We start from the raw sequence: 11123 nt of genomic DNA, 5'->3' as shown, positions 1-11123 counted from the left end.
AGTAATGCCGGAGTGAGGGCACACCGAGCCTAGGCGAGGTGCCGAGTGGTGGGGCAAGAGCGTTTTGCTTACTTTTGCGCTGTTCAAAAGTGAGCCGCTGTAAGAGCGGAACCCATAGCGGCCATCACCCAAATAACGGATATGTACACCACTCAGAAAAGCCCTACCGCAAGGGCCCCCAAACCTGCCGATACCGCTCCACCCCCTGGTCCGTCTCCCGCACCAAAACCACCTCGATCCCCTGCGGATCCTCCTGCCGATTCCCGCTCAATTGCCGCCACCCCTTATCCCAAACGCGGACCTGCAAATCCCTCACCTGCCCAAGCACCGCCACCGCATCCCGGGGCGCAGGCAGTGGATACCGATCCCGCGCCGGTGCCGCCGCCCGGTACAGTGTGTCGCCCTTGAGCCACCACCGCACCCGCTGCAACCCGTCCCCAGGAATCGGAGCACTGCGGATCACCTCCAGCCGAAACCCCTTGCTGTCCGAACTCCTCACCGACACCGCCGCCAACGCCCCAGGCCTGGGTGCCTCGTCGACAATCGGCGGCCCCAACTCAACCCCCGCCCGCAAGCTTACATCCAGCTGCATCTGGTTCAACGCCCGTAACAGCCCCTCAACCTGCTCGCTGCTGGCCTGCAAATGCTGATCAGCCCGGGTGACGCTGTCCAGCCCGCGCCAGGCAATCACGCTGACCACCGCCATCAGCATGATCGCCACCATCACCTCGATCAGCGTAAAACCCTTTTGATCATTCATGCGCCACCACCCGCAACAACCCCGCCGCATCCCGTTGAACACTCAAGCTGTGCTGCCCATCCGACAGCACCACCCGTACCGGCGGGTTCACCCATTCGGCATCCAGCACCAGGGTTTTCCCCGGCTCGATGCGCACCTGCATCGGCGTGTTGTCCCAGGCCCGTGGACGCAGTTGCTGATCACCGCTGAAGTTCTCCAGTCCCAGACCGTCATCCGTAACGCGGCTGAAGCGAAACCCCTTGGCATCGGCCTTCCAGGTAATCGCCCGACCATCGGCACGTGCCTCGGCCTGGGCCACCTGCAGCAGTTGGCTCAACCGTTCAGCGTCCTTGCGCAGCAGGTGCAGCGGGTCCGGCTTGATGCTCAGGCTGATGGCCGCACTGGCGATGCCGATGATCACCAGCACCACCATCAGCTCGATCAACGTGAAGCCCTGCTGTTTCATTTTTTGCTCCCTGACGGATCGCTGAAATAAAAAGGTGTGAATTGCCCTGTAGCCTGAAGCAACGGACAAACAGGAGGTCCCGCCCATGGCATTCACCCATCGTTTTTCACCCGCCCACGGCGTGCAGGCTGTGGCGTTGCTGGCAGCGCTGGCGGGGGTGGCGACCTGGACGCCGCTGCTGCTCACCTCGGCCGAGTCGCACACCCCGCAGGCCGCGCCCCAGGCGTTGGCTGCCCGCAGCGACAACCCGGCGCTGCAATGGTTTTCCAATACCCCAGCGGTCATGCAGATCAAGGTCTCCGGTGTGCTTGCCGGGGCGCGTGGTGCGGTGGCGATCCTCAGCCTCAACGACGGCCCGCCCCGCAGCTTTCTGTTGGGGGAACGCTTAAGCCCCGGCGTGCGCCTGACGGCCATTGAAGGCGACAGCGTGGAGATCGAACGTGGCGCCGAGAAAATCCGCGTGCCCCTCGACAAGTTGCCCGACGGCCCGGCCTTGCCCAGCCTCACTCGGCAGTGACCGCGCGCTTCACGGGCGGGCGCCCCAGCACCGTCTCCAGGCGTGCCAGGGGCGGCGCTTCACGGGTGGCGTCCAGCACGTGCACGCTGACCTGGAACAGGCGTCCGTCCGGCCCGTTGCTGATGGTCTGTTCGCAACGCAGTTTCAGCCGGCCCTGGTCGCAGTCGAACGTCTTTCGCCCCGGGCTCAACCGACCTTCCAGGCGCAGTTCCGCCAGGCGACTCTGGGCCGCCAGCAACGCCATGGATTTGTCCCGCAGCAGGCCGTTGCTGGTGGTCATCAGCCCGGCCACGCGCACCGCGGCGGCCATGGCCACGGCGATGATCGCCAGGGCCACCAACACCTCAATCAGGGTGAAACCTTGCTCGTTGCGGGGGCCGCCCATGGCGTACTCAAAACCGGGAAACAAGCCCGCAGACTAGCCCCGGGAGTTGACCGATTGGCGACCAAAGCTCCCGAGGATTTTCAACGTGACTGACATGTGTTCTTGCAACACTGCGCCACGAAATGCACTCAAGCCAAGGAATGTCGAGATGGATATCGCACACTTCACGTCCCCGCGCAGGCAGCGTGGTTTCACCCTGATCGAGATCATGGTGGTCGTGGTGATTCTGGGGATTCTGGCGGCGCTGGTGGTGCCCAAAGTGCTCGACCGCCCGGACCAGGCACGGGCCACGGCGGCCAAACAGGACATTGGCGGGCTGATGCAGGCCCTGAAACTCTACCGCCTCGACCATGGCTCGTACCCCAGCATGAACCAGGGCCTGAAGGTGCTGGTGGAGCGCCCGGCCGATGCGAAAAACAGCAACTGGCGCGCCTACCTCGAACGCCTGCCCAACGACCCATGGGGCAACCCGTATCACTACCTCAACCCGGGGGCCAACGGCGAGGTGGATGTGTTCTCCCTCGGCGCCGACGGGAAACCGGATGGCGACGGTGTGAACGCCGATATCGGCTCCTGGCAGCTGTAAGGCCGGCGATGAACAGTCATTCGCCCTTCGTGGCGAAGCAGCGCGGCATGGCCATTATCAGTGCCTTGCTGATCGCGGCCGTGGTCGCGGTGATTGCCGGCGCCATGCTCACGCGCCAGACCGTATTTACCCGCAGCCTGGAAGCCGAACAACTTCGCATCCAGGGCCAATGGCTGTTGAACGGCGGCCTGGAAACCAGCCGCCAGATCCTTTGGGACGCGCGCCGCCAGGACGTCTTGACCCGGCTCGATCAACAGTGGGCACGGCCCCTCGGCGGTGCGTTCGAAGGACGGATTGAAGACGAGCAGGGCAAGTTCAACCTGCGCAACCTGGTGACCCAGCAACAGCCGGACGCCGTGCAATTGCAGAGCTTCGAGCGCCTGTGCCAATTGATCGGCATCGACCCGGCCGTGAGCCGGCGCATCAGCCGTCGCGTGATCGACTCCTACGACCAACGCGTGGGCGCGGCCTCATTCACCGGGGGCTTCAACAGCAGCCGCGACACCTCGCCCGGTGCCGCAGTGCCCTTGATTCCGGCCAAATACCCGATGTTACGCAGCCTCACCGACCTCAGCGGGATTGAAGGCCTCGACCCGCGTCAGCTGCGGCGCATGGCGAGCTACGTCAGCGTGCTGCCCGGCAACACCTGGGTCAACGGCAATACCGCCAGCGCCGAGGTGCTCAGTGCTGTGGTGCCGGGGCTCAGCCTGTCGCAGGCCCAGGCACTGGTGGCCGAGCGCGACGGCGGGCGCTGGTTTATCAATCGCGGGGATTTCGTCAACCGGTTGCGCATGCCCCAGGTGGCGGTGGACACGGTGCAGGTGGGGATTACCAGTGAGTGGTTCCGCGTGCAGGGCCAGGCGCGCCGTGAGCAGCGTCGGGTCACCCTGGAGGCGTTGCTGTATCGCCCCGAAGACCGCCAGCCCCAGGTGATCTGGTCGCGGGTGGGCGTATGAAACGTCTGCGCATTGCGTTGCCGCCGCTGGATGAACTCACTGCCGAGAGCCCGGTGCAGTTCGCCTGGCTGGACCGCGCGGGGCAGGTCAGCCAGCAAGGGCAGGGCAGCCTGATGCAATGGGCGAATGCCCAGGCGGAGTTTTTTCTGCATCCGCGAGACAGCCTGCTGACCAGCCTGGAGCTGCCGCAATTGGCCTCGGCCAAGATCGACGATGCCGTGACCTGTGCAGCGCAGGCGCTGATCCTCGGCCCGGTGGAGTTGATGCATGTGGCTCACGGTCCACGGGAAAGCAATGGCCTGGTGCAGGTTGGCTGGTTGCCCAAAAGCAGCCTTGAGCACTTGGGCCGGGTAACGACCCCGTTGAAAATCAAAGTGCGCGGCCTGTACCCGGCGCCCTACGCGTTGCCGGTCGGCGGGCAACCGAGTGCAGCCTTCAGCGAGGGTTATTTGTTGCTGCGCCACAGCGTGCAGCAGGGCGCCGTGCATCCCCTGGGACAGCAGGCGCTGGATGACCTGCTTGCCACCGGCGTCGAGGTGCAGCAAGTGGCGGGCGACGCCCGCTGGAGCGGCGCACTGCCGGGCTGGGGGTTGCACGGTCGGCTCCAGCCAGCGGCAACCGGTGGCTGGGGCCGGGCGCTGGGCTGTACGGCGCTGGCGGTGGTGATCTGGACCCTGGGCCTGAACCTCTACGCCGCCCGCCAGGTCGACGAAGGCCAGCGCCTCAAGGCGCTGATGAGTCAACAGGTACGCCAGGCGTTCCCCGAGCTGCCGGTGATTCTCAACCCGCTGCAACAAGCCCGTCAGCAACTGGCCGCCCGCCAGAGTGGTGCGGCGGCCGAGCCCGGCCAGCGCTTCACCGGCTTGCTGGCACTGGCGGGCAGCAGCCTGCCGTCTTTGGCGGGCAGCGTCGAGAGCCTGACCTACGCCCAAGGCCGTCTCCAGGTGAGCCTGCAGCCCGACGCCCGCAGCCCGGCGCTGGCGGCTGACGCGCAAGCGCTGCTGGCCCAGGCCGGTTTCAGCGCCAGCCGCGACGACCAGGGTTGGACCCTCGGCCCGCTCACCGAGCAGGTCGACACCGATGCGGACGAAGAGGCCGAAGATGAATAAGCGCTGGCAGCTGCTGCGCCGCCAGGCCGAGGTGTTCTGGCGCGGCCTGGCCCTGCGGGAAAAACGCATGCTGATGGGCGCCGGGTTGGTGCTGGCCGGTTTGCTGATCGGGGTGCTGTTGATTCAGCCACCGCTGAAGAAGATCGATTACTGGCAGGCCGAAACCCCAAAACTGCGCAGCCAGGCCGAGGCGTTGCAGGTGCTGCTGCAAGGTGTCGCCACTGCCCCGCGCAGCGGTGACCTGGAAACCGCCTTGCACCAGTCCCTCGACAACGCCGGGCTACAGGGCCGCTATCAATTGCAGCCGCAGGAAACCGGGAGCTGGCGCCTGACCTTTGAGGACGCTCCGGCGGATGCCGTGCTCGACTGGCTGCTGGCCAACCCCCGGCCCTTTTCCCTGGAAGTCTCCGAGGCCCGCCTGCAACGTGCAGGCGAGGCCACCCCTTCACACTCGGCCGGCACCTTGTCCGGGACCGTTCGCATGGATCAGGCGCCTGGCGCTAAGGAAGCTTCATGAAGTGGTCATTGCCCAATGCTGCGCCTTTTCGCAAGGTCGCCCCTTTGCTCCTGTTGGCGCTGGGCGCGTGCAGCAACCCCCAATCCTCCAAACCGCTGTTGGTGGACAGCGAACTCGGCCAGCCCCTGGCCGACACCCGGCGCAGCGGCGACACCGCACTGGACCGCCAGCGCGAACCGCTGCCGCCACCACGGGTGCAGCACCCGGTGACCAACAGCGCCCGCAGCCACGCCGCTGCACCGGCCAAGGCGCGCAACCCGCTGGGTGATCAACCGGTGCAACTGAACTTCGTCGACGCTGATATCCAGGCGGTGGTGCGCGCCTTGTCCCGTGCCACCGGCCAGCAGTTTCTGGTAGACCCGCGAGTGAAAGGCAACCTGACCCTGGTCAGCGAGGGTCAGGTGCCGGCGCACCAGGCCTACGACATGCTGCTGGCAGCACTGCGCATGCAGGGCTTCAGCGTGGTCGACGTAGGCGGGGTGGCCCAGGTGGTGCCGGAGGCGGATGCCAAGCTGCTGGGCGGGCCGATCTACAGTGGCGCCAACCCGGGCGGGCAGGGCATGCAGACCCGCACCTTCCGCCTGCAATACGAAAACGCCGTGAACCTGATCCCGGTGCTGCGCCCGATCGTGTCGCCGAACAACCCGATCAACGCCTACCCCGGCAACAACAGCATCGTGATCACCGACTACGCGGAAAACCTCGCGCGGGTGGCGCAGATCATCGACGGCATCGACACCCCGAGCGCCATCGACACTGACGTGGTGAAAGTACAGAACGGCATCGCCGTGGACATCGCCGCCATGGTCTCGGAACTCCTCGAAACCCAGGGCGCCGACCAGACCCAGAAAATCAACGTGATCGGTGACCCGCGCTCCAACTCCATCATCATTCGCGCTGGCAGCCCGGAGCGCACCGAGCTGGCGCGCAACCTGATCTACAAGCTGGACAACGCCCAGAGCAACCCGAGCAACATGCACGTGGTGTACCTGCGCAACGCCCAGGCCGGCAAGCTGGCGCAGTCGCTGCGGGGCCTGCTGACCGGCGAGAGCGACACCGGTAGCAGTGACAATGCGCGCGGCAAACTCAGCAGCATGGGCGGCAACACCCAGACCGGCCAGAGCAACACCCAGAACAGCAGCGGCACCCCCACCGGCAGCGGCACCGCCCAGCCCAGCGGTTATGGCCAGGACGCCAGCGCTACCGGTACTTCCTCCGCCAGCGACCAGAACACCGCGTTCAGCGCCGGTGGCGTGACGATCCAGGCGGACGCCACCACCAACACCTTGCTGATCTCGGCGCCGGACCCGCTGTATCGCAACCTGCGGGAGGTGATCGACATGCTCGACCAGCGTCGCGCCCAAGTGGTGATCGAGAGCCTGATCGTCGAGGTTGGCGAGGACGATGCCAGCGAGTTTGGTGTGCAGTGGCAGGCCGGGAACCTGGGCGGGAAGGGTGGCTTTGGTGGGGTCAACCTGGGGGGCAGCGGGTTGAATGCCGCGCCCACCAGCAAGACCAGCATTGACGTGCTGCCCAAGGGTTTGAACATCGGGCTGGTGGACGGCACGGTGGATATCCCGGGGATTGGCAAGGTGCTGGACCTCAAGGTGCTGGCACGGGCGCTGAAGAGCAAGGGCGGGACCAATGTGCTGTCGACGCCGAACCTGCTGACCCTGGATAACGAGGCGGCGAGTATTTTTGTGGGACAGACGATTCCGTTTGTCACCGGCAGTTATGTGACGGGTGGCGGGGGCACCAGCAACAACCCGTTCCAGACGGTGCAGCGCGAGGAGGTGGGGTTGAAGCTGAACGTGCGGCCGCAGATTTCCGAGGGTGGGACGGTGAAGCTGGATATCTACCAGGAGGTCAGCAGTGTCGACACGCGGGCCTCGGTGGATGCGGGGACGGTGACGAACAAGCGGGCGATTGATACGAGTATTTTGCTGGATGACGGGCAGATCATGGTGCTCGGCGGGTTGTTGCAGGATGGCTATAGCCAGAGCAATGACGCGGTGCCGTGGTTGTCGGATATCCCGGGGTTGGGGGCGTTGTTCAGGAATGAAAAGCGCAGTGTGACGAAGACGAATTTGATGGTGTTTTTGCGGCCCTACATTATTCGCGACAGTGGGGCGGGGCGCAGTATTACGCTGAATCGCTATGAGTTTATGCGCAGGGCTCAGGGTGGGTTGCAGCCGGAGCACAGCTGGGCGATGCCGGATGTGCAGGCGCCGCAGTTGCCTTCGGTGGATAAGGCGATTCCCGAGGCGCAGGGGGTTAGGGCGGTGATTCGGGCGGTGCCGCGGTGATGCTTTTTGGGGGGCGGGATGGTGTACATATCCGTTTCTTCGGTAACGGCTACTTGGGGTTCCGCTCTTACAGCGGGTCACTTTGGAAAAGCCCCAAAGTAACCAAAGGGCTCTGCCCCGCCTGTCGGCACCTCGCTAAGGCTCGGTGTTCCCTCACTCCGGCATTGCTCCGCGGGCCGCCGCGACGGGGTCGTCCCTGCCCCGTCGCGGCTAAACCGGCGTCCTGCCGGTTTACCCGCTCCTCAATCCCTGCGTTCGGCCTCGGGCTTATTGGGGCAGTCAGAGCCAGATCAAGATCAAAAGCAAGAGCACAGCGGCCTACAGGCCGGCTTGAGTGGTAGAAGCCAGATCAAAAGCCAAAGCGAAAACAGAGCTGCTTTTCTGTGGGAGCTGGCTTGCCTGCGATGCAGACACCTCGGTTTTTCAGGTACACCGAGGCGATGCCATCGCAGGCAAGCCAGCTCCCACATTTGGACCGTGCCCGCTGTAGATTTTGATTTTGATGTTGCCTTTGCTTCAAACCACTCAAGCCGGCCTGTAGGCCGCTGTGCTGTTGATCTGCTGTTGATCTTGATCTTAGGCGCCCCGTTAAACCACGCTGGCCGAACGCAGGTAGTACGGAGCGGGTAAACCGGCAGGACGCCGGTTTAGCCGCGACGGGGCAGGGACGCCCCGTCGCGGCGGCCCGCGGAGTAATGCCGGAGTGAGGGCACACCGAGCATTAGCGAGGTGCCGAGTGGTGGGGCAAGAGCGTTTTGCTTACTTTTGCGCTGTTCAAAAGTGAGCCGCTGTAAGAGCGGAACCCTAAGTAGCCATAACCGAAGGAATGGATATGTACACCAACCACCGGACACAGCCATGAGCCTACTCCCTTACGCCTGGGCCAAATCCCAGCGCATCCTCCTCCACCCGGGAACCCAGGGCCCGACGCTGACCATCTGCCCCTCAACCCCGGGCTGGTCCATCAGCGAAGTCCATCGCCAGTTCGGCCAGACCCAGCTCGTGCAGGTGCGCGACGACGAACTCGACGGCCTCCTGGCCACCGCCTATGCCGACACCGGCAGCGCCGCCGCCGTCGTGGGCGCCGCCGAGAACGAGGTGGACCTCGACCGCCTCATGCAAGACATCCCCGAAATCACCGACCTGCTCGACACCCAGGACGGCGCCCCGGTGATCCGCATGATCAACGCCTTGCTCACCCAGGCCGCCCGCGACGAAGCCAGTGACATCCACATCGAACCCTACGAAACCCACTCCGTGGTGCGCTACCGCGTCGACGGCACCCTGCGTGACGTGGTGTCCCCGCGCAAGGCCCTGCACGGCGCGCTGGTCTCGCGCATCAAGATCATGGCCCAACTCGACATCGCCGAAAAACGCCTGCCCCAGGACGGTCGCATCGCCCTGCGCGTGGCTGGTCGCCCCATCGACATTCGCGTGTCCACCGTGCCCACCGGCCACGGCGAACGCGTGGTGATGCGCCTGCTGGACAAACAAGCCGGGCGCCTGCAGCTGGAAACCCTCGGCATGGACCCCGCCGTGCTCGGCAAACTCGACACCCTGATCCGCCAGCCCCACGGCATCGTGCTGGTCACCGGCCCCACCGGCAGCGGCAAAACCACCAGCCTCTATGCCGCCCTGGCCCGGCTGGACGCGAGCACCAGCAATATCCTGACCGTCGAAGACCCGGTGGAATACGACCTGCCGGGCATCAGCCAGATCCAGGTCAACGCCAAGATCGACATGACCTTCGCCCTGGCCCTGCGGGCGATCCTGCGCCAGGACCCGGACATCATCATGATCGGCGAAATCCGTGACCTGGAGACCGCACAAATTGCCGTGCAAGCCTCGCTCACCGGCCACCTGGTGCTCGCCACCTTGCACACCAACGATGCCGTTTCAGCGGTCAATCGCCTGATCGACATGGGCGTCGAACCGTTTCTGCTGGCGTCCTCTTTGCTCGGCGTATTGGCCCAGCGCCTGGTGCGCCGTCTGTGCCCGCACTGCAAGCAGGAAGACCCGGCAGCGCCCGGCACCTGGCGGCCGGTCGGGTGTGCGCAGTGCAACCAGATCGGCTACAGCGGCCGTACCGGCATTCATGAATTGTTCTGTATCGACGATGAGCTGCGCAGCCTGATTCACCAGGGCGCCGGCGAGCAGGACTTGAGAGCCGCCGCACGCCGGGCCGGCATGTTCAGCATGCGCGAAGACGGCGAGCGCTGGGTGCGCAGCGGCGCCACCGCCCCCGAAGAAATCCTGCGCGTAACACGGGACGCCTGATGAACCGATACCGCTACGAAGCCGCCGATGCCACCGGCAAGCTGGAGTCCGGGCACCTTGAGGCAGACAGCCAGAGCGGCGCCTTTGCCCACCTGCGCAGCCGTGGCCTCACGGCCTTGCGGGTGCAGATCGAGAACAACACCCCGCCAGCCGGTGGTAGCAGTCTGTTCAGCGCCAAGCTCTCGGACAACGACCTGGCGTGGGCCACGCGGCAGCTGGCGAGCCTGCTGGGTGCGAGCCTGCCACTGGAGGCGGCGTTGAGCGCCACGGTGGAGCAAGCCGAGAAAAAACACATCGCCCAGACCCTGAGCGCGGTGCGTGCCGACGTGCGCAGCGGCATGCGCCTGGCCGATGCGTTGGCCGCGCGGCCGCGGGATTTTCCGTCGATCTACCGGGCGCTGATCGCGGCGGGGGAGGAGTCCGGCGACCTGGCCCAGGTCATGGAGCGCCTGGCCGATTACATCGAGGAACGCAACAACCTGCGGGGCAAGATTCTCACCGCGTTTATCTACCCGGGCGTGGTGGGGCTGGTGTCCATCGGCATTGTGATTTTCCTGCTGAGCTATGTGGTGCCCCAGGTGGTCAGTGCGTTTTCCCAGGCCCGTCAGGACCTGCCGGGGCTGACCCTGGCGATGCTCAATGCCAGTGACTTTATCCGCGCCTGGGGCTGGTTGTGTTTTGCCGGGATCGTGGGCGGTTTCTGGGGCTGGCGCCTGTACCTGCGCAACCCCGTGGCACGGTTGAGCTGGCACAGTCGCGTGCTGCGTTTGCCGCTGATCGGGCGGTTTGTGCTGGGGCTCAACACCGCGCGGTTTGCCTCGACCCTGGCGATTCTCGGCGGCGCCGGTGTGCCGTTGTTGCGTGCCCTGGAAGCGGCGCGCCAGACCCTGTCCAATGACCGCCTGAGCCAGTGCGTCACCGACGCCACCGCCAAGGTGCGCGAGGGCGTCAACCTGGCCCCGGCGCTGGCGGTGGAAAAGGTCTTCCCGCCGGTGCTGATCCACCTGATCGCCAGCGGCGAAAAGACCGGCTCGCTGCCGCCGATGCTGGAGCGTGCGGCGCAAACCCTGTCGCGGGATATCGAGCGTCGGGCGATGGGCATGACTGCGTTGCTGGAGCCTTTGATGATCGTGGTGATGGGCGCCGTGGTGTTGGTCATCGTCATGGCGGTGCTGCTGCCGATCATCGAAATCAACCAGCTGGTGACCTGACTGCTGACGAAACGCGGTCAACACCATTTTCTTGCGCCGGGCACGCGGGTCCCA

Annotated in this window: 11 protein-coding genes; 8 read left to right on the top strand and 3 right to left on the bottom strand. The window is 65.2% G+C overall.

The window, feature by feature from the left end; genetic code table 11:
• Window positions 1-163: 163 nt before the first annotated feature.
• Together MUM_RS0120415 and gspH are read right to left on the bottom strand one after the other, a co-directional pair.
• Window positions 164-760 (bottom strand): type II secretion system protein GspJ, encoded by a 597-nt coding sequence (locus tag MUM_RS0120415; protein WP_010173467.1) that lies wholly within the window; start codon window positions 758-760, stop codon window positions 164-166.
• Complete coding sequence (gene gspH, locus MUM_RS0120410; RefSeq protein ID WP_010173465.1) at window positions 753-1205, bottom strand: type II secretion system minor pseudopilin GspH; 453 nt, start codon at window positions 1203-1205, stop codon at window positions 753-755. Before gspH ends, MUM_RS0120415 begins: the two co-directional genes overlap by 8 nt.
• Window positions 1206-1290: 85 nt before the next feature.
• Between gspH and MUM_RS0120405 the strand changes: the two genes are divergently transcribed.
• A complete protein-coding gene (locus tag MUM_RS0120405; RefSeq protein ID WP_010173463.1) occupies window positions 1291-1722 on the top strand; it encodes a type II secretion system protein N in 432 nt (143 codons plus the stop codon).
• Here MUM_RS0120405 and gspI read toward each other — a convergent pair.
• Window positions 1709-2107: a type II secretion system minor pseudopilin GspI gene (gene gspI, locus MUM_RS0120400; protein WP_010173461.1), complete on the bottom strand. Its 399-nt coding sequence runs from the start codon at window positions 2105-2107 to the stop codon at window positions 1709-1711. The two genes, MUM_RS0120405 and gspI, sit on opposite strands and share 14 nt — an antisense overlap.
• Window positions 2108-2255: 148 nt before the next feature.
• Here gspI and gspG point away from each other — a divergent pair, with 148 nt between their 5' ends.
• The 7 genes from gspG to gspF all read left to right on the top strand — a co-directional run bounded on the left by gspG (window position 2256) and on the right by gspF (window position 11069).
• Complete coding sequence (gene gspG, locus MUM_RS0120395) at window positions 2256-2693, top strand: type II secretion system major pseudopilin GspG (protein ID WP_010173458.1); 438 nt, start codon at window positions 2256-2258, stop codon at window positions 2691-2693.
• Between the two features lie 8 nt (window positions 2694-2701).
• Window positions 2702-3649, top strand: a complete 948-nt coding sequence (gene gspK / locus MUM_RS0120390; RefSeq protein WP_010173456.1) for a type II secretion system minor pseudopilin GspK — start codon at window positions 2702-2704, stop codon at window positions 3647-3649.
• Window positions 3646-4758 carry a type II secretion system protein GspL gene (gspL, locus tag MUM_RS0120385; protein ID WP_010173454.1) on the top strand — a complete coding sequence of 371 codons (1113 nt, stop codon included), beginning with the start codon at window positions 3646-3648 and terminating at the stop codon, window positions 4756-4758. Before gspK ends, gspL begins: the two co-directional genes overlap by 4 nt.
• Entirely contained in the window at window positions 4751-5275 is a 525-nt protein-coding gene (gene gspM, locus MUM_RS0120380; RefSeq protein ID WP_010173452.1) for a type II secretion system protein GspM, read from the top strand. The genes gspL and gspM overlap by 8 nt, the downstream gene beginning before the upstream one ends.
• Complete coding sequence (gene gspD / locus MUM_RS0120375) at window positions 5272-7581, top strand: type II secretion system secretin GspD (protein ID WP_010173450.1); 2310 nt, start codon at window positions 5272-5274, stop codon at window positions 7579-7581. Before gspM ends, gspD begins: the two co-directional genes overlap by 4 nt.
• Before the next feature lie 858 nt (window positions 7582-8439).
• Window positions 8440-9858 (top strand): type II secretion system ATPase GspE, encoded by a 1419-nt coding sequence (gene gspE / locus MUM_RS0120370; RefSeq protein WP_010173448.1) that lies wholly within the window; start codon window positions 8440-8442, stop codon window positions 9856-9858.
• Window positions 9858-11069: a type II secretion system inner membrane protein GspF gene (gene gspF / locus MUM_RS0120365; RefSeq protein ID WP_010173446.1), complete on the top strand. Its 1212-nt coding sequence runs from the start codon at window positions 9858-9860 to the stop codon at window positions 11067-11069. The genes gspE and gspF overlap by 1 nt, the downstream gene beginning before the upstream one ends.
• Window positions 11070-11123 lie beyond the last annotated feature (54 nt).

Origin of the sequence: Pseudomonas sp. PAMC 25886 (assembly GCF_000242655.1) — a bacterium.
Taxonomy (GTDB): Bacteria; Pseudomonadota; Gammaproteobacteria; order Pseudomonadales; family Pseudomonadaceae; genus Aquipseudomonas.
This window is presented reverse-complemented; position numbering and strand designations above follow the sequence as displayed.

Bases quoted from the DNA above. Each gene is read 5' to 3' on its own strand.
- MUM_RS0120415 (WP_010173467.1), bottom strand. From the start codon at position 760: ATGAATGATCAAAAGGGTTTTACGCTGATCGAGGTGATGGTGGCGATC.
- gspH (WP_010173465.1), bottom strand. From the start codon at position 1,205: ATGAAACAGCAGGGCTTCACGTTGATCGAGCTGATGGTGGTGCTGGTG.
- MUM_RS0120405 (WP_010173463.1), top strand. From the start codon at position 1,291: ATGGCATTCACCCATCGTTTTTCACCCGCCCACGGCGTGCAGGCTGTG.
- gspI (WP_010173461.1), bottom strand. From the start codon at position 2,107: ATGGGCGGCCCCCGCAACGAGCAAGGTTTCACCCTGATTGAGGTGTTG.
- gspG (WP_010173458.1), top strand. From the start codon at position 2,256: ATGGATATCGCACACTTCACGTCCCCGCGCAGGCAGCGTGGTTTCACC.
- gspK (WP_010173456.1), top strand. From the start codon at position 2,702: ATGAACAGTCATTCGCCCTTCGTGGCGAAGCAGCGCGGCATGGCCATT.
- gspL (WP_010173454.1), top strand. From the start codon at position 3,646: ATGAAACGTCTGCGCATTGCGTTGCCGCCGCTGGATGAACTCACTGCC.
- gspM (WP_010173452.1), top strand. From the start codon at position 4,751: ATGAATAAGCGCTGGCAGCTGCTGCGCCGCCAGGCCGAGGTGTTCTGG.
- gspD (WP_010173450.1), top strand. From the start codon at position 5,272: ATGAAGTGGTCATTGCCCAATGCTGCGCCTTTTCGCAAGGTCGCCCCT.
- gspE (WP_010173448.1), top strand. From the start codon at position 8,440: ATGAGCCTACTCCCTTACGCCTGGGCCAAATCCCAGCGCATCCTCCTC.
- gspF (WP_010173446.1), top strand. From the start codon at position 9,858: ATGAACCGATACCGCTACGAAGCCGCCGATGCCACCGGCAAGCTGGAG.